Source organism: Marinovum algicola, from assembly GCF_900109145.1.
GTDB lineage: Bacteria > Pseudomonadota > Alphaproteobacteria > Rhodobacterales > Rhodobacteraceae > Marinovum > Marinovum algicola.
In genome coordinates this window covers 59,542-79,769 of the sequence record NZ_FNYY01000014.1, presented here as the reverse complement: position 1 = coordinate 79,769, position 20,228 = coordinate 59,542, and the positions used below count along the sequence as shown (strand labels likewise).

Here is a 20,228-nt window from a genome sequence, read left to right as displayed (position 1 = left end):
CTTGCGGATAAGGTGCCGATCGTGGCCATTGCGGACATGTCCTTTCCTGTCGGGTCCGGCGCGCCGAACCCTGGTGATTCTGCGCCAGCCACGGCCGGCGCGGTCATGTTGTGGAAATGGCCAACAGCTTGATGCTGAACCCTTCCTCCCCTGACGTTGGCCCGGGACCTCCTCAATCCCTGCTCGGGGCCATCGACTCACCGCGGATGACATCCACGCTGATTGACCAAACCATATTCGAAAAAAATTACGTTGTCTGCAAAAAATTTCACACCGAGAATTTTTTCTGTGTTACACCCTATGCAACCTGGCGCGGTACGGCCTGCCCTTCGGCAGCCGGGACTGCGCCGCGCGAACGGCGCGAAAAGCTGGATTTCGGAGGAGAAAGCGGTGGGCAACAACGGCAAGGGAGGCAGGACATGGCCGATTCGTCCGACCTGATCATCGGCATCGACGCCGGCACCTCGGTGATCAAGGCAGTGGCCTTCGACCTGGGCGGCCGCCAACTGGCCACATCGTCGGTTCGCAATGCCTATGTCATGGGCGCCGATGGCGCGGCCACGCAGTCGCTGCCGCAGACCTGGGCCGATTGTGCCGCCGCCCTGCGCGGGCTCGCCGACAAGGTGGACGGGCTGGCACGGCGCACCGCCGCCCTGGCGCTGACCGCCCAGGGCGATGGCACCTGGCTGGCCGGCAAGGGTAACGAAGCGGTGGGCGACGCCTGGCTCTGGCTCGATGCAAGGGCGGCCCCGACGGTGCGGCGGCTGGCCTCGGGCAAAGACGAACGCGCCCGGTTCGCGGCCACCGGCACCGGGCTCAACACCTGCCAGCAGGGCAGCCAGATGGCACATATGAACGCCACCTGCCCCGAGCTGCTGGACCGCGCCGAAGTGGCGCTGCATTGCAAGGACTGGCTGTTTCTCAACCTGACCGGGGTGCGCGCCACCGACCCCTCGGAAGCCAGTTTCACCTTCGGCGATTTCCGCACCCGACGCTACAGCGACACGGTGATCGCCGCGCTGGGGCTGGAGACCCGCCGCCATCTCCTGCCCGAGATCCTCGACGGGGCGCAGGACACCCGCCCCCTGACCGCCGAGGCTGCCGCGCTGACCGGGCTCAGGGCCGGCACGCCGGTGTCGCTGGGCTATGTCGACATGGTGATGACGGCGCTTGGCGCCGGCGTCCATACCGGCGATGCCGGAGCGGCCTGTTCCACTGTCGGCTCGACCGGGGTGCACATGCGGGCGATGAACTCCGGCGATGTGCATCTCAATGCCGAGGGAACCGGCTACGTGATCTGCCTGCCGGTGCCGGATCTGGTGACCCAGGTCCAGACCAACATGGCCGCGACGCTCAACATCGACTGGGCGCTGGCCTTGGCCGAAGACCTGATGGGCGAGGTCGGCCAGGCGCCGTCACATGCCGAAATGGTCGCCAGGATCGACGGCTGGATGGCGCGGTCGCAGCCCGGCGCGCTGGTCTACCACCCCTTTATTTCCGAGGCCGGAGAGCGCGGCCCCTTTGTCAACGCCGATGCCCGCGCCAGCCTTGTCGGGCTGACCGCCACCCACCGTTTCGCAGACGTGATCCGCGCGGTGATCGAAGGCCTCGGCATGGCAGCCCGGGATTGTTATTCGGCAATGGGCGAAATGCCGCGCGAGTTGCGCCTGACTGGCGGCGCGGCACGCTCGGCCGCGCTGCGCCGGGTGCTGGCGGCCGCGCTCGACACCCCGGTCCGGGTCTCGGCGCGCGACGAGGCCGGCGCGGCGGGCTGCGCGATGATGGCAGCGGTCGCGATCGGCGCCTACGACACGATGGACGCCTGCATCGCGGATTGGACAACCCCGCTTCTGGGCGAACCGGAAGCGCCGGACCCGGGCCTCGTGCCGGTTTATGACACCCTCTTTACCAACTACCGGCACGCGCGTGACGGCCTGGCCCCGGTCTGGGACGGGCTGGCCGCGGCGCGCGCCTCGCAAGGAGCCTGAACCATGAGCGATATCCAGAAAGTCGACCTCTTCGTGATCGGCGGCGGCATCAACGGCGCGGGGATCGCCCGGGACGCCGCCGGCCGGGGGCTGAGCGTCGTGCTCTGCGAAAAGGACGATCTGGGCCAGGGCACCTCGTCGCGCTCGGGCAAGCTGGTGCATGGCGGGCTGCGCTACCTGGAATATTTCGAGTTCCGCCTGGTGCGCGAGGCGCTGATCGAACGCGAGGTGCTGATGAAGAACGCGCCGCATATCATCTGGCCGATGCGCTTCGTCCTGCCACACAGCCCGCAGGACCGCCCGGCCTGGCTGGTGCGGCTGGGGCTGTTTCTCTACGACCACCTCGGCGGGCGCCGGAAACTGCCCGGCACCCGCACGCTCGACCTGCACCGCGATCCCGAGGGCGCGGCGATCAAGGATCAGTACCGCCGCGGCTTCGAATATTCCGACTGCTGGGTCGACGATGCCCGGCTTGTGGTGCTGAACGCCGTCGATGCGGCGGAACGCGGGGCAACGGTGCTGACCCGGCAGCCCTGCACCTCGGCCCGGCGCGAGGGCAACCGCTGGCGGGTGACAACACAGAACACGGTCACCGGCAAGACGCGGGAGTTCGAGGCCAGGCTGCTGGTCAATGCCGCCGGCCCCTGGGTCACCGACGTGGTGACCCGGGTGGCGGGATCGAACTCGCCCCGAAAGGTGCGGCTGGTCAAGGGCAGCCACATCATCGTGCCGAAATTCTGGAAGGGCGAGAATGCCTATCTGGTGCAGAACCACGACAAGCGGGTGATCTTCGTCAACCCCTATGAACGCGACAAGGCGCTGATCGGCACCACCGACATCGCCTATGATGGCCGCGCCGAGGATGTGCAGGCCGACGAGACCGAGGTGCAATATCTGATCGACGCGGTGAACCGCTACTTCAAGGAGCAGCTGACCCGCGACGACGTGCTCACCACCTTCTCCGGCGTGCGGCCGCTGTTCGACGATGGCCGGGGCAACCCCTCGGCGGTGACCCGCGATTATGTCTTCGACATCGACGAGACCGGCGGCGCGCCGCTTTTGAACATCTTCGGCGGCAAGATCACCACCTTCCGCGAGCTGGCAGAGCGCGGCTTGCACAGGATCGGCAAGTACTTTCCGCAGATGGGCGGCGACTGGACCGAAGCGGCCCCCCTGCCCGGCGGCGACATCGAGGCCGCGGATTACGAGAGTTTCCGCGACAGGATGAAACGCGATTACCCGTGGATGCCGCGCGGTCTGCGGCAGCACTACGGCCGGCTCTACGGCACGCGGGTGGCCGGGATCGTCGGCGAGGCCCGCGCACTCGACGGGCTGGGCCGGCACTTCGGCGGCCATCTCTACGAGGCCGAGGTCGCCTATCTGGTGGCGCATGAATGGGCGCAGACCGCCGAGGACATCCTCTGGCGGCGCACCAAGCACCGGCTGCATCTGAGCGCGGACGAACAGGCGGCCTTTGCCAAGTGGTTCGAAGCCCAGCGCGAGGCGGCATGACATGACGCTGACGCTTTCGCTCAACACCAATCCGCTGGTCAACCGCTTTGCCGAACCGGACGACCTGATCGACGCCATCGCCCGCGACATCCGCATTCGCGACATCCAGCTGACCCATGAATTCATCAACCCGTCCTGGCCTGCCCCGGTGATCCGCCGCCTGACCCGCGACATGGGCGCGGCGCTGCGGCGCACCGGCGCGCGGGTGACCTCGGGCATGACCGGGCCTTACGGGCGGCTCAATCACTTCGGCCACCCCGATCGCGACGTGCGGCGCTATTACGTCGACTGGTTCAAGACCTTTGCCGATATCATCGGAGATCTCGGCGGAAGCTCGGTCGGCACGCAATTCGCGATCTTCACCTACCGCGATTACGACGATGCCGAGCGCCGCGAAGAGCTGCTCAAGATCGCCCTGGACTGCTGGGCCGAGGTGGCCGATCACGCCAAGGCCGCCGGGCTCGGCCATGTGTTCTGGGAGCCGATGAGCCTGGGCCGCGAATTTGGCGAAACCATCGCCGAATGCATGAAATTGCAGGACCGGCTGACGGCGGCAAACATGGCGGTGCCGATGTGGATGATGGCCGATATCGACCATGGCGATGTCACCAGCCCCAACCCCGACGACACCGATCCCTATGCCTGGGCCCGCGCGGTGCCCCGGGTCAGCCCGATCATCCATATCAAGCAATCGATGCGGGACAAGTCGGGCCACCGCCCCTTTACCGCCCGCTACAATGCCGAGGGCGCGATCCAGCCGGAACCGCTGCTGACAGCTTTTGCCGAGGGAGGCGCGGTCGACAACGAGATCTGCCTCGAACTCTCCTTCAAGGAGCGCGAGCCCGATGACCGGCAGGTGATCGCGCAGATCGCCGAAAGCGTCGCCTTCTGGGCGCCGCATATCGACAGCGGGGCCGATGACCTGAATGTCTGAGGCCGCCCGGATGACACAGGCTTGCCTTTCGCGGCAATTGCGGTCATGTGGTTCGCGTTCTCAGGGCGGGGTGAAATTCCCCACCGGCGGTCATAGCCCGCGAGCGCCTTTCGGGTCAGTCCCGCAAGGGTCAGCAGATACCGGTGGAATTCCGGAGCCGACGGTCAAAGTCCGGATGGAAGAGAACCAGCCGTCGGGTGCCCTGCGCCCGTGCGGCTGGCATCGCCTTGGGGCCACTTTTGAAACGCAAAGGATGGTTCCATGACCGACACACTGAACATCGCCTTCATCAAGGCCCGCTGGCACGCCGAAATCGTCGACCAGGCGCTGGCCGGCTTCCAAACCCGCCTTGCCGCCACCGGCATGGCGGCCGAGGTCACGTCTTTCGACGTGCCCGGTGCCTTCGAAATGCCGCTGCTGGCGCAGAAACTGGGCCAAGGCGGCAAATATGACGCCATCGTCTGCGCCGCGCTGGTGGTCGATGGCGGTATCTACCGCCATGACTTCGTGGCACAAACGGTGGTCGACGGGCTGATGCGCGCGCAGTTGCGGACCGGTGTGCCGACCTTCTCGGTCTCGCTCACGCCGCATCATTTCCAGCCGACGGCCGAGCATGTCGGGTTTTTCCGCGACCATTTCGTCAAGAAGGGCGAAGAGGCCGCCGAGGCGGTACGCATGATCGCGGCGCTGGAGGTCTGAGCCATGCCGCCGCCCGCCTGCCGCCTTGCCCCCGATCTCCGCTGCGGCCGGGGCGCGGCGCGGCGGGCACAGGGTGCCGGGCGGGCGGCCCCTGCCTCTGGACGAAACCGCGCTGGCAGGCATCATGGTGAAGCTGCGATGCGCGTAGCGGAACGGAGGAAGTGACATGGCAAAGGACCGCGCTTCGGGAGATGCCGAACATTCCCTGGCAATTCGCGCCGCCTGGCTGCACTACGTCGGCGGGCTGCGGCAATCCGAGGTGGCGAAACGGCTCGGCGTCCCGTCCGTCAAGGCGCACCGGCTGATCCAGCGCGCGGTCGCCGAGGGCGCCATCAAGGTCTCGATCGAAGGCGACATCATCGAATGCATCGAGCTGGAACAGGCACTCTGTGCCCGTTACGGGCTCGACACCTGCGAGGTGGCCCCCGACCTGGAGGAAGATGGGCTGCCGCTGCGGGCGCTGGGCCTGGCCGGCGCCTCGCGGCTCCGGCGCTGGTTGGAAAGCGGCGAAGAGATGACCATCGGCATCGGCCATGGCCGGACCCTGGCCGAGGCGGTCCGCGCCATGCCGCGGTTTGCCACCACCGGGTTGAGCTTTGTGTCGCTGCTGGGCGGGCTGACGCGGAATTTCGCCGCCAACCCGCATGACGTGATGCATCTGCTGGCGGAAAAGACCGGCGCGCGGGCCTATGTGATGCCGGTGCCCTTCTTTGCCAACACCACCGAGGACCGCGAAGTGCTGCTGTCGCAACGCGGCGTCGCCGAAGTTTTCCAGATGGCCGAGACCGCGCCGCTCAAGATCGTCGGCGTCGGCACGGTCGAGGCCGAAACCCAGCTGGTGGCCTCCGGCATGATCGAACAATCGGAAATAGAGGCGATTTCCCGGGCCGGCGGCGTCGGCGAGATGCTGGGCCATTTCTTCGATGCCGACGGCACCGCGCTGGAAACGCCGCTGACGTCGCGAACCCTGGCGGTCTCGCTCGGCGATGGCCGCGACGACCGCATCATCGCGCTTGCCGGCGGCCCCGAAAAGCGCGAGCCGCTGCGCGCGGTGCTGAAAAGCGGGCGGCTCTCCGGCTTGATTACAGACGAACGCACCGCCCGCGCGCTGTTGGACGAGGCACCGGCCAGAACCCGCTGAGGGGCCCCGGCCGCCGGCCGGTCAGAGGATCGACTGCCCGGTTTCCGCCCAGTCCCTGGCGAACTGGTCGAGGCCCTTGTCGGTCAGCGCGTGACTTGCCAGGCCCTTGATCACCGAGGCCGGGATGGTCGCCACATCGGCGCCGGCGAGGGCCGCGTCCTTCACGTGGTTGGGGGACCGGATCGAGGCGGCGAGGATCTGCGTCTCGAAACCGTAGGTGTCGAAAATCGCACGGATCTCGCGGATCAGCGCCATGCCGTCGATGTTCAGATCGTCCAGACGCCCGACGAAAGGCGAGATATAGGTCGCCCCCGCCTTGGCCGCCAGCAACGCCTGATTGGCGGCAAAGCACAGGGTGACATTGGTGCGGATCCCCCCGGCGGCGAAATGCCGGCAGGCCTTCAGCCCGTCCAGCGTCAGCGGCAGCTTGATCACCACGTTGTCGGCGATCTTCGACAGGTGTTCGCCCTCGGCCACCATGCCGTCGTAATCCATCGCCGCCACTTCGGCCGACACCGGGCCATCGACCAATGCGCAGATCTCGGCGATCACCTCCTTGAAGTCGCGGCCCGACTTGGCAATCAGCGAGGGGTTGGTGGTCACCCCGTCGAGCAGCCCGTAGTCGTTCAACTCCTTGATTTCACTGGTGATGGCGGTATCGACAAAGAATTTCATGGTTCAGTCTCCTGCTGTCGGGCCGGCAGGCCCGGGGTGATGGTGACGGAGGGTCGGTGACGGGCCGCGGCGGGCTCACCCGACCCGGAGGCGCCAAAACCGGTGAACCCGATCACGTCCGGCTCGCTGGCGACATACCGGGCCCTGCGCGGGTTTGGCGGCAACGTGCCGGGGCAGCGAATCTTTGGGCATGGCGCTCCTCCTGAGCTGGGGGATGGATAGCGGACCACTCCAAACGTCGCAACACAATATCACAAAATCACATTCTTGACTGATATTGCGATACATGCCATGTTACAAACAGGAGGACAGGCGATGAAGCGAGACGACCGGCAAAAGGCAATCATGGATCTGCTGATCGCGGAGGGCGAAGTCGATCTCGACGCGCTGTGCGACCGCTATTCGGTCTCGCGGATGACCGCCCACCGGGATCTCGACGACCTCGAGGCGGCCGGCTTCCTGCGCAAGATCCGCGGCGGCGCGACGATCCGCTCCGGCCTTCAGTTCGAAAGCGATTTCCGCTTTCGCGAACGCCAGGACAGCGCGGCCAAGACCGCGATGGCCCAGGCAGCGCTGGAGCTGATCGAGCCGGGCATGAGCGTGATGATCAATGACGGCTCCATGGCCGCCACCCTCGGGCAGATGCTGGCCGGCAAACGCCCCCTGACGGTGATCACCAACAACGCCGCCGTGATCGAGGCGCTCAGGACCGAGGCCGGCATCACCCTGATCGCGCTTGGCGGGATCTATTCCGCCAAGTTCAACGCCTATCTCGGCAAGGTGACCGAGGATGCGCTGACCCGCCTGCGCGCCGATATCGCCTTCATCTCCTCTCCGGCGGTCTCCGGGCTGGAGGTGTTTCACATGGATGACAGCGTGGTGCGCACCAAGCGGGCGATGATCGATCAGGGCGCCACCCGGGTGCTGCTGGTCAATCATGCCCGGTTCGGTCGCGCCGCCCTGCATCATCTGGCCGAGCTGCGCGAGTTCGATCACATCATCACCGACAGTCAGCCCGCCGGCGAACACCTGGCCGCGATGCAGGAGGCCGGCGTGCGCCTGACCCTGGCCGACGCCCAGGAGGCCGAGGGATGACCCGGCCGCAGGTCTGGATCGGCACCAGCTGGAAGATGAACAAGACGCTGGCCGAGGCGCGGCACTTCGCCACCGCGTTGGCGGCGGCCGATGCCGCTCGCGACAGCCGCATCCAGCGCTTCGTGATCCCGCCCTTCACCGCCGTGCGCGAGGTGGCGCAACTCCTCGCCGACAGCTCGGTCAAGGTCGGCGCCCAGAACATGCATTGGGCCGATCACGGCGCCTGGACCGGCGAGATCTCGCCCGGGATGCTGACCGATTGCGGCCTCGACATCGTCGAACTGGGCCATTCCGAGCGCCGGACCCATTTCGGCGAGACCGACGAAACCGTCGGTCGCAAGACGCAGGCCGCGTTGCGCCACGGGCTCGTTCCGCTGATCTGCATCGGCGAGACCCTGGAGGACCGCGAAGGCGGCCGCGCGCAAGAGGTGCTTGCGGCGCAGCTGCACGGCGCGCTCGGCAAGCTCGACGCCAGCCAGAAAGACGCCGAGATCCTGCTGGCCTACGAACCGGTCTGGGCCATCGGCGAACACGGCATCCCGGCCACCTCGGATTATGCCGATGCCCGCCAGGCCGAAATCATTGCCGTGGCCGGGGACATTCTGGGCCGCCGCCTGCCCTGCCTCTACGGCGGTTCGGTCAACCCTGCCAATTGCCGGGATCTCATCCAATGCCCGCATATCGACGGGCTGTTCATCGGGCGCGCGGCCTGGAGCGTCGACGGTTATCTCGACATCCTGACCCGCTGCGCCGCAACCCTCTGACCCGAAGGAGACACCGCCATGAAAATTGCCATTGCAGGCGACAGCGCCGGCGAAAGCCTGGCCCGGATCCTCGCCGAGCACCTGAAGGATCGCCACGAGGTTGCCGAGATCTCGCGCACCGCCGAAGGCCCCGACGCCTTTTACGCCAATCTCTCTGACCGCGTGGCCTCGGCCGTGCTGGCCGGCGAATTTGATCGCGCCATCCTGTGTTGCGGCACCGGCATCGGCGTCTGCCTGGCCGCCAACAAGGTGCCCGGCATCCGCGCCGCCCAGTGCCACGACACCTATTCCGCCGCCAAGGCCGCGACCTCGAACAACGCCCAGATCATCACCATGGGCGCGCGGGTGATCGGCGCGGAACTGGCCAAGGACATCGCCGACGCCTATCTGTCGGCCGCGTTCGATCCGCAGGGCAAATCCGCAGGCAACGTCAAGGCCATCGACGAGGTCGACATCAAATACACCAAGGCCTGATCTCTCCCGGCGCCCGTGATCCGGGCCAGTCAATCGGCGATAACCGCGAACAGGATCGCAAAGCGGCCCAATCCGGCCAATTGAAAGACACGGCCCCCTGCATCCCGAAATGGAACGCGGGGGGCCGGCCGACCTGTCCGGGGAGCGCGAGACAGGTCTTAGGCGTGCTGGCCCACGGTCCAGCCCTTTTTGCCGATGGTCCGCTCGGCGCTGTCGCGGGGCGCCTGTTCCAGAGTGGTGGCAAGCGTGTCGTTCCATCGGTTCATGAAGCCCATGACCGAGATACAGGCCAGAAGCTCCACGATTTCGTCATCCGAGAAATGCCCGCGCATCTCGGCCATCATCTCGTCGGTGACGAGATTGGGAACCGAGGCCGCCGACATGGCAAAGCGCAGCGCCACGCGCTCGGCTTCGGAAAACAGGTCGCTGGTCTCGAACTCCCAGATCGTTTCCATCTTGCGCTCGTCCGCGCTCAGATCATCGACGATGCGCGCGGTATGGGCCTGGCAATACAAGCATCCGGCGGCATAGCTGGCGATATGCTGGACCATGCGGCGCAGGATCACCGGCGTCGTCATCTCGGGCGCCTGGATCACCGCGTCGGACAGGCGGACAAAGGCGGCGCCGACAGCCGGACGCCGCGCCATCACCTTGATCGAATTGGGCACAAAGCCCAGCACCTCTTCGCGCGCCTTCAGAAAGGCGCGGGTCTCCTCGGTGTAGCTCTCGGGATCGGCGGGCGGAATGCGGGTCATGCCGCCCCCTGTTGCCGGCTGCCGGTCTTCCAGATCACGTTCATCTCGACGTCGGCGCTTTCGAACAGGTTCATCACCGGGCAGCGCTGTTCGACATTGCGGCGCAGCAGCTCCAGGCGTTTCTCGCTCTCGTCGGTCTCGATCTCGATCACCATGTCGACCGTGGTGAAATAGGGCCGCACGCCCTTTACGCCGCGCGCGCCGCGCATGTCGGCGGTGCCGGTACACGTGAGCGTGAGATCGGTGAATTCGAAACCGATCGCCTTGGCCACCAGCTTCAGCACCACGCTTTCGCAGCCGACAAGCGAGCCGAGCAGGGATTCCAGCGGCGTCGGGCCCAGATCGGTGCTGCCCTTGTGCTCCGGCTCGTCGATGATCCAGCGATGCGACCGGCTGCTGACCGACACCAGCGTATGGCCGTGCAGCCGCGACGACACCTGAGGATGGATCAGCGTCGGGGTCTTGGTGTTCTCGATGGTGGGGGGAATGTCGAATTCGTCGCTCATGCGGGAACCTTTCAGAACATGGCCAGACCGGTCAGCGCGGTCTCGATGCGGTAGACAGAGGTGGAGGCAGTGATGAACAGCGTGCGGAACGCCGGCCCGCCAAAACAGAAGTTGGTGGATTTCTGCAGCGTCAGGATCACCCCGAGGCAGGTGGCATCGGCATCGAACAGATGCACCCCGCCCGGCCCGTTGCAGAGGATGTGGCCTTCGGTGGTGGTCTTCATGCCGTCCGGCACGCCTTCGCCTTCGCCGGTGACATCGGCCCAGACGCGGGCGTCGGTCAGCCTGCCATCCTCGGCCACATCCATCACCCGGATATGCCCGCCCCAGCTGTCATTGACGAAAAGCCGGCTTTCATCCGCCGACAGGCAGAGCCCGTTGGGCTGCTGGAAATCATCCGCCACCAGTGCCAGCGTGCCGTCCGGGTCGAGCCGGAACACGCCCTGATAGGGCAGCTCCTGATCGCGCAGGATCCCGAGGTCTTCGCGAATGCGGCCAAAGCTCGGATCGGTGAACCAGATCCGCCCCTTGCTGTCGCAGATCACGTCATTGGGGCTGTTCAGCTCCTTGCCCGCGTAATGCGTGGCCAGCGGCACCACCAGCTTGCCGTCATGCTCATGCCGCACCAGCTGCGACGCGGCATGTTCGCAGGAGATCACCCGGCCTGCGCGGTCAAAGAAATTGCCGTTGGCCTGGTTGGACGGGGTGCGAAAGACCCGGAGGCCCTCGCCCTCGCTCCACTTGTACTGGTGGCTTTCCTGAATATCGGAAAACATCAGCCAATGCTCCGAAGGATGCCAGATCGGGCCCTCGGTAAAGCCGAAATTCCCGGCGATCTCCTCGAGCTTGCTGTCGGCGGGAATGGCGGCGGTGAAGGCGTCGGAACGGATGTCGAACGGCATAGGGGTCTCCATGGGTCAGCCCGCCCCGAGAACGAGGTTGGGCAGGAACAGGGTGATGGACGGGAACAGGATCAGCAGGGCCACGGTCAGGATGTCGATCAGGACGAAGGGCCAGATCGCACCAAAGATGCTGGCAATCGGAATGTCGGGCCGGACCCCGGCCACCACATAGACGTTCAGCCCCACCGGCGGGGTGATGAACCCGATCTCGACCATCTTGATGACCAGGATGCCGAACAGGATCGGATCGATCCCCAGCTCGACCACCGCCGGAAAGATCACCGGCAGGGTCAGCAGCATCATGCCCGAGGCGCTGAGGAACATGCCGAGAAAGGCATAACCCGCAAGGATCGCGATCAGGATCGCCGTCGGCGAAAACGGCAGGGCGACCAGCCATTCGGCGATTTCCGTGGGCAGACGGGTGAAGGCCAGGAACCGGGCAAAGATGAAGACACCCCAGAAGGTGGAAAAGATCATCACCGTCAGCTTGGCGGTCTCGACCAGGGAATCCTGCAATCCGGCGAAATCGATCCGGCGGCGGAACAGCGCATAGACAAAGACGATGGCCGCGCCGGTGGCACCCGCTTCGGTGGGCGTCGTCCAGCCGGTCGACATGCCGCCCAGGATCATCAGCATGACCAGGATGATCGGCATCACGTCGAGCAGAGATTTGCCGCGTTCCGCCCAGTCGATACCGGTGATCGGGCGGCCGAGCTCGGGATTGCCGGCAAAGCGCAGCATGATGAACCCGGCATAAAGCAGCGCCGAGAAGACGCCCGGAATGAACCCGGCGAGCAGCAGCCGTCCGATGCTCTCATCGACGATGGCGCCATAGACCACCAGCGCCGCCGAGGGCGGGATCAGCGAGGCCAGCGTACCCGCCGCCGCCACCGCCGCGGCCGAGATCGAGGGCGCGTATTTCAGCTTCAGAAGCTCGGGGATCGCCACCCGGGCAAAGACCGCCGCCGTGGCCTGGCTCGCGCCCGACACCGCGCCGAAGGCCCCGGCCGCCAGCACGGTCGAAACCGCCAGCCCGCCGGGCATCCAGCCGATCCAGGCCTTGGCGGCGCGATAGGCGCCCTGCACCATGCCGGAGGTGCTGGCGAAAAAGCCGATCAGGATGAACATCGGCAAGACGCTGAACAGATAGTTCGAGCCCGCCGAATGCGGGATGATGCCGGCGATATTGACCGCCACCGGCCAGCCCTTGAGCGCTACAATGCCCAGAAAGCCGGTGATGGCGGTGGCAAAGACGATATGAACGCCGGTCATCACCATGATGACAAGGGCCAGAAAGCCAAGCGCGCCGATAGTCGAGGGATCCATGATATGTCCTTACGCGTCCATGTCTTCGAGGGGGTTGGGCGGTTCGGGGATGCCGACCGGCGCGAGCCTGTCGTTCAGGATCAGCCGGCCGAAAACCCAGATCTCCAGCCCCAGCCGCAGGGCGAGGATGCCCAAGCCGACCGGCGCGGCCAGTTTCGACGGCCAGGTCGGCAGGCCCACGCCGATGGTGGTGTCGCCCAGATCCCAGGCGCGCATGAAATGCGTCCAGGTGCCCGGCAGGATGGCCACCACCACAAACAGCGCCACCAGCGTGGCAAACAGATGTGTGACCCAGCCCAGCCGGCCGCGGGCCAGCTTTTGCAGCATGTCCATGCGGATGTGCCCGGCCTGCCGGTAGCAATGCGAGATGCACAGCAGGCTGAAGGTCACCATCGCCATGGAAATGAAATCGATCTGCCCCTGGATCGGCGCGTTGAAGAGGCGCCGCATCAGCACCTCGGCGGTGACCAGAAGCATGACGACAAAAATCGTCAGCCCCGCGATCCAGGCGGTCAGATACTCGACCCGCATCAGGGCCCTGTCCAGCTTATCCAGCATGAAACCTCCGGCGTGCCCGGCCGCGGGCACCAGCGTCAGAAAAATGGGCGGGAGAGGTCCGGGGACAGGCTCCCGCCCAGGCGGGGAGCATCACATGCCGGCGTTCAGCACCAGGTTCAGCATCTCCTGGCCGGGCAGGCCCTTGCCCTCGAGATCGGCGACATAGGCATCCCAGACCGGCTGGGCCGCTTCCTTGCGCAGGGTCGCGATCATCTCCGGCGTGATCGTCACATGGGCGAGGCCGCGCTTTTCCAGCTCGGGCTCGTATTGCGCGGCGGCGGCGTTCTGGGCCTCGATGGTTGCGGCATTGGCATGGGCCTTGGCCTCCGCCAGCAGCGCCTTCATGTCGTCGGGCAGCGCGGCATAGGCCGCCTCGTTGCCCACCAGCGTCACATGCGCGGTGCCCGCCGCCATGCCGGTGGTGTACCAGTCCGACAGCTCATAAAGCTTGTAGCCGCCATGCGCCGAAGGCGTGGCCGCCACCGCGTCGATCACCCCGGTCTGAAGCGCGTTGTACTGCTCCGGCCCGCTGACATTGACAAGACTGGCGCCATAGACCGCCAGCGCATTGCCGATGCCGCTGGTGGCCTTCATCCGCATGCCATCAAACGAGGTGAGCGCCGTCGGCGCCGCGCCCTTGCCCATGACTTCATAGTTCGGCTGCACCACGGTCATCACCGGGACGACCCCCCATTTGGCGAATTCCTTTTTCACATGCGGGTTGTCATAGACCAGATCGGCGACGGCCAGCCGGTCTTCCATGGTCGGGATCGGCAGGAAGGGCAGGTCGAGCACCGAAAGCAGCGGGTTCTTGCCCGGATGGTAGCTGGAAATCACATAGCCCAGCTCGAAGGCGCCGATCGACACATTGTCCAACACCTCGCGGGTGGGCGAGAGCGTGCCGTTGTGGACGGTGATCTCCATCTTGCCGCCGCTGTTTTCATTGACGTATTCGGCAAAGCTTTCGCCGGCGACGCGGAACGCCGGGCTGCCGTAGAGCGCCAGATCCCAGGAGATCTCCTGCGCCTGCGCGCCGGAGGCCAGAATCGTCAGTGCCGCCGCGGCGCCGAGGGCTTTGATCGGTTGGTGTTTCATGCGGTGTCCTCCCAAAAAGCGATCTCTCCAATGATCGCGCGTTCATCAGAGTTGCAATAATTCGCCCATATGCGTCAAGCCTGCTGTTTTTTCATTGAGAAAATTTCACTGCACGCGGTTTCATTCACTTGTCTGGACAAGCCCACCGAAATGCGCCATTGTCCTTGCAAATCAGCAGCAAAGCGATGCCTGGATGCCAGAGGAAAGAGTGACCGCAGACGATGTCGCCCGGCGGGCCGGGGTGTCTCGGGCGACCGTGTCCCGGGCGTTTTCGCGCGGTCATTCGGTGCAGGAGCAGACCCGCCAGCGAATCCTGAAGGCGGCGCGGGAGCTGGGGTATCAGCCGAATGCGCTGGCCCAGGCGCTGACCTCGCGCCGGTCGCAGATCGTCGGCATTCTGATGGGCCAGCTGAAGAATCCGATCCATGCGGTCCTTCACCAGACGATCTCCATGGCCTTGCAGCAAAACAACTTTATCCCGATCTCCGGTCAGATCGGCGGCGCGGATGACCTGCCCCGGCTGATCGCGACCTTTCGGCAGTATCAGGTCGGCGTGGTCATCCTGACCTCGATGAACATCTCGCCCGGCCTGGTGGAAGAATTTCGCGATGCCGGCTTTCAGGTTCTGCTGCTGAACCGGATCGACGACGATTCGGTGACCGCCTCGGTCTGCGCCGATCTGACCCAGGGCGGCAGGCTGGCCGCGAGGCGGTTGGTTGAACGCGGTTGCAACCGAATTGCAGTCGCTCGCGGCACCCTCGGCCACTGGACCAGCGCCGCGCGGCTGGCCGGGCATGTGGCGGGGCTGGAACATCTGGGCCAGGCGCCGGCAGAGGTGTTCGACGGCGGCTACACCTATGCCGACGGCGCACGGATTGCCGAAACCCTTCTGGCCAAGGGCGATGCCCTGCCCGACGGCTTCCTCTGCCCCAACGACCTGTTTGCGATCGGGCTGATGGACCGGCTGCGCGCCGCGGCCGGGCTGCGCTTTCCCGAAGACATGAAAGTCGTCGGCTTCGATGACATTCCGATGGCGGAATGGGAAAGCAACGATCTCACCACGATCCGCCTGCCGGTTCAGGCCATGGCGAAACGCGCCACCGATGTCATCAGCCGGATTGTCCTCGAGGACGAGACGGTAGAAGAAAAGATCTGGATCCCCTGTCGGCTGATCGAACGCCGCTCGGCCTGATCCCCCAAGTCACAAGCGAAAGACCCACATGCCCACATTCAAGCAACGCATGGCCTCCGGCGAGATTCTGACCGGAACCTTCCTCAAGACCCCCGCACATGAAATGATCGAGGTGCTGGCGAAATCGAAGCTCGATTTCGTCTGTCTCGATGCCGAACACGCGCCTTTTGATCGCGCGCGGATGGACATCTGCCTTGCCATGGCGCGGGCGCTGGACTTTCCGGTGCTGGTCCGCCTGCCGGTGGGCACCCCGGTCGAAGTGCTGAAAGCGCTCGACAGCGGCGCAGTGGGCGTCGTCGTGCCGCATGTCGACAGCGTCGACAAGGCCGAAGCCATCGCCCGCGCCGCGCGGTTCGGCGAAGGCGGGCGCGGCTATGCCGGATCGACCCGCTGGGCGGGCTTTGCCACCCGCCCGATGAAGGATGTCCTGCAACAGAGCACGGACGAAACCATCGTCATCGCCCAGATCGAAGAGCCCGCCGGCGTCACTGCCGCCAGTGCGATCGCCTCGGTCGACGGGATCGACGGCCTCTTCGTCGGGCCGGCAGACCTGGCCGTCTGCTATGGCAAGACCGACATGTCCGATCCCATGGTGATGGACGCCATGCGTGACACCGGCGCCGCCGCACAGGCGGCGGGCAAGGCCTTCATGACCTTCGCGGCGAATGCCGACGCCGCGCCGGCGCTGCTGGATATGGGGGTGACCATGTTCTTTGTCGCTTCCGAACATGCCTTCATGCTGCGCGGCGCGAACGCCGAGGCCGAAGCCTTTCAGGCCGCCGGCGCCGACAGGGCCTGAGCCGCACGGAACATCGAAGCCCCGCTTCGGTGTTCCGTCCTGATCGGAGCGCAAATCGCCATTCGGTATTCCGTCTCGGAATACCAAGCCCGCCACATCGACGTTGTTGCGGCTTCCCCCACCCGACAGAATGAAACGGCGACCCGAGACCCGATTTCAACACGGTGGAGACAGAATGGCAGACCGCCCGTCCGGCGCGCCCGAGGATGCGGCCCCGAGGAACCTGGTGTTCCTCCTGTCCGACGAGCACAACCGTGATGTGCTGGGCTGCTATGGCCACCCCTTCGTGCAGACCCCGAACCTCGACGCACTGGCGCAGGCCGGGGCGCGGTTCGGCGCCGCCTATTGCAACAGCCCGATCTGCGTGCCCTCGCGGGCCTCGCTGGCCACCGGACGGCAGGTGCACGAGCTGGGCGCCTGGGACAATGCGGCGCCCTATACCGGTGCGCCGCGTTCCTGGCATCACCTGCTGCGCGACGCCGGTGTCGATGTCGCCTCGATCGGGAAACTGCACTATCGCGGCGGTGACGACTATGGCTTTACCGAAGAGCTGATCCCGCTGCATGTGCTGCATGGCAAGGGCGACCTCAAGGGGCTGTTCCGGCGCGATCCCCTGCCCAAGACCGGCACCGGAAATCTCGCGGCACAGGCCGGGCCGGGCCGGTCGGCCTATTCCGACTATGACACGCGGATCGCCCGGACGGCCTGCGACTGGCTGACCGACCGGGCCGACCGCCGCGATGCCCCCGGCTTTGCCCTGTTCGTCAGTTTCGTGATGCCGCATTTCCCGCTGATCGCGCCAGACGCGTGTTATGCGCTCTACGAGGGCCGCGATCTCGACGAACTGCGCTTTGGGCTCGACGCGCCGGTCGATGGCCATCCGGTGCTGGACCACATGCGCCGGGTTTCCGACTACGACGCGCATTTCACCCCGGAAACCCGCCGCCGCGCGCTCTGCGCCTATTTCGGCATGGTGACCCGGCTTGACGAGCTGATCGGCACCGTCCTGCAAACGCTCGAGGACACCGGGCTCGGCCCATCGACCAGCGTGATCTATTCCTCGGACCATGGCGACAACCTCGGCAGCCACGGGCTCTGGGGCAAATCGGTGATGTATGAGACCGCGGCGGCGGTGCCGCTGATCCTGCGCGACCCGCGCCTTGCGCCCGGAACGGTTGTGGATGCGCCGGTCTCGCTGGTCGATATCGCCCCGACGGCGGCGGCGATCTGCGCCCCTGTGGTCTCCGATCCGGCCTGGGCGGGCACCTCGCTGCTCGACATAGCCCGCAACCCGCCGCCGAACCGCCCGGTCCTGTCGCAATATCACGCCACCAGTTCCAATACCGGCATGTTCATGATCCGTCAGGGGCGCTGGAAATACATCCATTATCCCGGGTTCGCGCCGCAGCTCTTCGATCTTTGGAGCGATCCGCAGGAACGGCACGATCTTGGCCAGGACCCGTCCTTTGCGGCGGTGCGCCAGCGCCTCGATACGGTATTGCGCAGCCAATGCGACCCCGAGGCCGTCAACGCCGGCGCCTTTGCCGATCAGGCCGCACGGATTGCGGCCAACGGCGGCCGCGCCGAAATCGCGGCCTCCGCCGACATTCCCTTCACCCCGGCCCCGGCATGACGTGAAACCGCGGGCATTCCGCCGCCGCCGGAGTCGCGGGGATGCGCCCGCGCGATCTTGACCGAAAGGGCCGCCATGACACTGGATTTCGCCGCCGCGCTGACCGGCATTTCGGGCATTCTGGTCACCCCTTTCGACAGCTCCGGCATGGTGGCGCCTTCGCGCCTTGCGCCGCTGCTGGACCGGGCGCTTGCGGCCGGGGTCCACCTGCCGGTGGTCAACGGCAACACCGGCGAGTTCTCCGCCCTGTCGTGTGACGAGGCCTGCACGATGGTCCGCGCGGTCGCCGTTCTGGTGGGAAATCGCGCGCCGCTTCTGGCCGGCGTCGGGCGCAGCCTGCCCGATGCCTGCCGCCTGGCCCGGGCCTCGGCAGAGGCCGGGGCCAGCGGGCTGATGATCCACCAGCCGCCCGATCCCTTTGTCAGCCCGCGCGGGACGGTTGATTACATCCGCGCGATTGCCGATGCGGCCGACGGGCTGCCGCTGGTGCTCTACCTTCGCAACGACGCTATGGGGACGGCGCGGATCGCAGATCTCTGCGCCATACCGGGCGTCCGGGGCGTGAAATGGGCCACGCCGAACCCGCTGAACCTCGCCGCCGCGATCGCCGCCTGCGATCCCGGCATCATCTGGGTCGCCGGTCTGGCCGAGGTCTGGGCACCGCCGCTCTATGCCGTGGGCGCGCGCGGTTTCACCTCCGGGCTGATCAATGTCTGGCCCGAACGCTCGGTCGCGATCCATGCCGCGCTGGCGGCCGGCGACTATCCCGGCGCCTCGGCGCTGATCAACGGAATGCGCGCTTTCGAGGATATCCGCGCCGAAGAGCTGAACGGCACGAATGTCACCGCCGTCAAGGCCGCGCTTCTGGCGCAGGGGCATGCCTGCGGCCCGACGCGCCCGCCCTCGGCCTGGCCGCTGAGCCCGTCGCAGGCCCGGCGGCTCGAGCACTTCCTTGCGGCCAACGCCCTGATCCGAGAAGGGACAGAATGACCAAGATCGACCGAATCCGCTGTTTCATGACCCGGGTCGATGACCGCCCGCGCCTGCTGGTCTCGATCACCACCACGGACGGGCTCACCGGCTGGGGCGAGGCCTACAACCACGGGCCCGACCTTGCGCTTGCCCCGGTCATCGACTGGCTGGCGCACCAGCTTGCGGGCGAGGATGCGACGCGGGTGACCTATCTCAACCAGAAGCTTCTTCAGCATTGCCGGTTTCCGCCCGGCGCGCTCGGGCTGGCGGCGATTGCCGCCATCGACCACGCGCTCTGGGACATCGCGGCCAAGGCCCTGGACGTGCCGGTCTACAGGCTTCTGGGCGGCAACGTCCGTGACCGGGTCGAGGTCTATTGCGGTGTCTATACCGCGCCAGATGTCGGCGAGACCATCGATATCGTCACCCGGTTGCGCGCCACGGCAGGCTATCGCGCCTTCAAGCTGTCGCCCTATCGGCGCAACCCCCATGCCGGGCGATGGGGGGTCACCTGTGCCAGCGCCGCACACTGGTTCGGCGCGATCCGCGAGGCCCTGCCCGAAGATCTGGAATTTGCCTTCGACGCCCATGCGATGATCTTCGAGCCGATCCGCGCGGTGCAACTGGCGCAGGCGCTGGCGCCTTACGATCCGCTGTTTCTCGAAGAGCCGATCCGGCCCGAGCATATCCCGGCCTGGACCGCGCTGAAATCCAAGGTGGCGATCCCGATTGCCACCGGCGAATGCCTGTACAACCGGTTCGAGTTCCTGTCGCTGCTGGCCGCCCAGGGCGCCGATATCGTCCAGCCCGACATTGCCGTCGTCGGCGGGCTGACCGAGATGCGCCGGATCGCCGATCTGGCCGATGCGCATTACGTCTCGGTGATGCCGCATAATCCGATGGGCCCGCTGGCGACGGCGCATAACGTGCATTTCGCCGCCGCCCAGACGAATTTCCGCCTGCTGGAATACCGCCCGCCGCATCATGCGCCCTGGGCGGTCGATCCCTATGAGCCTGTCGATGGCTACCTGGGCCTGCGCCCGGACCGCCCCGGCTGGGGCATCGAGATCGACGAAACGGCGCTGGAGACCTCGGGTTACCTGCATTGGGAACGCCGGGTCGAAACCCGCGCCGACGGCTCAACGACCTATCCCTGACACCGGCCGGACAGCCACCCCGAGACAGGCCGGCGCCGGGTCTTCTCCGTC

At 66.2% G+C, this 20,228-nt stretch carries 20 protein-coding genes and 1 riboswitch; of the genes, 13 read left to right on the top strand and 7 right to left on the bottom strand.

Annotation, left to right across the window (positions count from 1 at the left end; genetic code table 11):
* Positions 1-419 precede the first annotated feature (419 nt).
* The 5 genes from BMW90_RS17555 to BMW90_RS17535 all read left to right on the top strand — a co-directional run bounded on the left by BMW90_RS17555 (position 420) and on the right by BMW90_RS17535 (position 6,274).
* Positions 420-1,988 (top strand): FGGY-family carbohydrate kinase, encoded by a 1,569-nt coding sequence (locus BMW90_RS17555; RefSeq protein ID WP_074837697.1) that lies wholly within the window; start codon positions 420-422, stop codon positions 1,986-1,988.
* Positions 1,989-1,991: 3 nt separating this feature from the next.
* Positions 1,992-3,500: a glycerol-3-phosphate dehydrogenase gene (locus BMW90_RS17550; protein ID WP_074837696.1), complete on the top strand. Its 1,509-nt coding sequence runs from the start codon at positions 1,992-1,994 to the stop codon at positions 3,498-3,500.
* A 1-nt stretch (position 3,501) separates the two neighbouring features.
* Positions 3,502-4,434 (top strand): sugar phosphate isomerase/epimerase family protein, encoded by a 933-nt coding sequence (locus tag BMW90_RS17545; RefSeq protein ID WP_074837695.1) that lies wholly within the window; start codon positions 3,502-3,504, stop codon positions 4,432-4,434.
* 52 nt (positions 4,435-4,486) lie between these two features.
* A riboswitch (FMN riboswitch) is annotated at positions 4,487-4,625 on the top strand.
* A gap of 70 nt (positions 4,626-4,695) precedes the next feature.
* Entirely contained in the window at positions 4,696-5,133 is a 438-nt protein-coding gene (locus BMW90_RS17540) for a 6,7-dimethyl-8-ribityllumazine synthase (protein WP_074837694.1), read from the top strand.
* 166 nt (positions 5,134-5,299) lie between these two features.
* Positions 5,300-6,274, top strand: a complete 975-nt coding sequence (locus BMW90_RS17535) for a sugar-binding transcriptional regulator (RefSeq protein ID WP_074837693.1) — start codon at positions 5,300-5,302, stop codon at positions 6,272-6,274.
* A 21-nt stretch (positions 6,275-6,295) separates the two neighbouring features.
* Here BMW90_RS17535 and fsa read toward each other — a convergent pair whose 3' ends face one another.
* Positions 6,296-6,949 (bottom strand): fructose-6-phosphate aldolase, encoded by a 654-nt coding sequence (fsa, locus tag BMW90_RS17530; RefSeq protein ID WP_074837692.1) that lies wholly within the window; start codon positions 6,947-6,949, stop codon positions 6,296-6,298.
* Positions 6,950-7,264: 315 nt separating this feature from the next.
* Between fsa and BMW90_RS17525 the strand changes: the two genes are divergently transcribed.
* The 3 genes from BMW90_RS17525 to derI are packed head-to-tail and all read left to right on the top strand — an operon-like array spanning position 7,265 to position 9,282.
* On the top strand, positions 7,265-8,044 hold the full coding sequence (locus tag BMW90_RS17525; RefSeq protein WP_048535204.1) for a DeoR/GlpR family DNA-binding transcription regulator: 780 nt from the start codon (positions 7,265-7,267) through the stop codon (positions 8,042-8,044).
* The gene (locus BMW90_RS17520; protein WP_074837691.1) at positions 8,041-8,808 is read left to right on the top strand and encodes a triose-phosphate isomerase; all 768 of its coding nucleotides are present in this window, start codon (positions 8,041-8,043) and stop codon (positions 8,806-8,808) included. The genes BMW90_RS17525 and BMW90_RS17520 overlap by 4 nt, the downstream gene beginning before the upstream one ends.
* Before the next feature lie 18 nt (positions 8,809-8,826).
* The gene (gene derI / locus BMW90_RS17515) at positions 8,827-9,282 is read left to right on the top strand and encodes a D-erythrulose-4-phosphate isomerase (protein ID WP_048535199.1); all 456 of its coding nucleotides are present in this window, start codon (positions 8,827-8,829) and stop codon (positions 9,280-9,282) included.
* A gap of 158 nt (positions 9,283-9,440) precedes the next feature.
* On the opposite strand, the gene BMW90_RS17510 is transcribed toward derI, so the two are convergent.
* From BMW90_RS17510 to dctP, 6 genes are all read right to left on the bottom strand, one after another.
* On the bottom strand, positions 9,441-10,037 hold the full coding sequence (locus BMW90_RS17510) for a carboxymuconolactone decarboxylase family protein (RefSeq protein WP_074837690.1): 597 nt from the start codon (positions 10,035-10,037) through the stop codon (positions 9,441-9,443).
* Positions 10,034-10,543 (bottom strand): OsmC family protein, encoded by a 510-nt coding sequence (locus tag BMW90_RS17505; protein WP_083416109.1) that lies wholly within the window; start codon positions 10,541-10,543, stop codon positions 10,034-10,036. The genes BMW90_RS17510 and BMW90_RS17505 overlap by 4 nt, the downstream gene beginning before the upstream one ends.
* A gap of 11 nt (positions 10,544-10,554) precedes the next feature.
* Entirely contained in the window at positions 10,555-11,445 is an 891-nt protein-coding gene (locus tag BMW90_RS17500; protein ID WP_074837689.1) for an SMP-30/gluconolactonase/LRE family protein, read from the bottom strand.
* Positions 11,446-11,460: 15 nt separating this feature from the next.
* The gene (locus BMW90_RS17495; RefSeq protein WP_048535192.1) at positions 11,461-12,771 is read right to left on the bottom strand and encodes a TRAP transporter large permease; all 1,311 of its coding nucleotides are present in this window, start codon (positions 12,769-12,771) and stop codon (positions 11,461-11,463) included.
* A gap of 9 nt (positions 12,772-12,780) precedes the next feature.
* Positions 12,781-13,329: a TRAP transporter small permease subunit gene (locus BMW90_RS17490; RefSeq protein WP_074837688.1), complete on the bottom strand. Its 549-nt coding sequence runs from the start codon at positions 13,327-13,329 to the stop codon at positions 12,781-12,783.
* A gap of 90 nt (positions 13,330-13,419) precedes the next feature.
* Complete coding sequence (gene dctP / locus BMW90_RS17485) at positions 13,420-14,424, bottom strand: TRAP transporter substrate-binding protein DctP (RefSeq protein WP_074837687.1); 1,005 nt, start codon at positions 14,422-14,424, stop codon at positions 13,420-13,422.
* A gap of 208 nt (positions 14,425-14,632) precedes the next feature.
* On the opposite strand from dctP, the gene BMW90_RS17480 reads away from it, so the two are divergent.
* From BMW90_RS17480 to BMW90_RS17460, 5 genes are all read left to right on the top strand, one after another.
* Positions 14,633-15,616 carry a LacI family DNA-binding transcriptional regulator gene (locus tag BMW90_RS17480; RefSeq protein WP_074837686.1) on the top strand — a complete coding sequence of 328 codons (984 nt, stop codon included), beginning with the start codon at positions 14,633-14,635 and terminating at the stop codon, positions 15,614-15,616.
* Between the two features lie 28 nt (positions 15,617-15,644).
* Positions 15,645-16,415: an HpcH/HpaI aldolase family protein gene (locus BMW90_RS17475; protein ID WP_074837685.1), complete on the top strand. Its 771-nt coding sequence runs from the start codon at positions 15,645-15,647 to the stop codon at positions 16,413-16,415.
* A 175-nt stretch (positions 16,416-16,590) separates the two neighbouring features.
* Entirely contained in the window at positions 16,591-18,048 is a 1,458-nt protein-coding gene (locus tag BMW90_RS17470) for a sulfatase family protein (protein ID WP_074837684.1), read from the top strand.
* Between the two features lie 75 nt (positions 18,049-18,123).
* Entirely contained in the window at positions 18,124-19,038 is a 915-nt protein-coding gene (locus BMW90_RS17465) for a dihydrodipicolinate synthase family protein (protein ID WP_074837683.1), read from the top strand.
* Positions 19,035-20,177 (top strand): mandelate racemase/muconate lactonizing enzyme family protein, encoded by a 1,143-nt coding sequence (locus BMW90_RS17460; RefSeq protein WP_074837682.1) that lies wholly within the window; start codon positions 19,035-19,037, stop codon positions 20,175-20,177. Before BMW90_RS17465 ends, BMW90_RS17460 begins: the two co-directional genes overlap by 4 nt.
* The last annotated feature ends 51 nt before the right edge of the window (positions 20,178-20,228 follow it).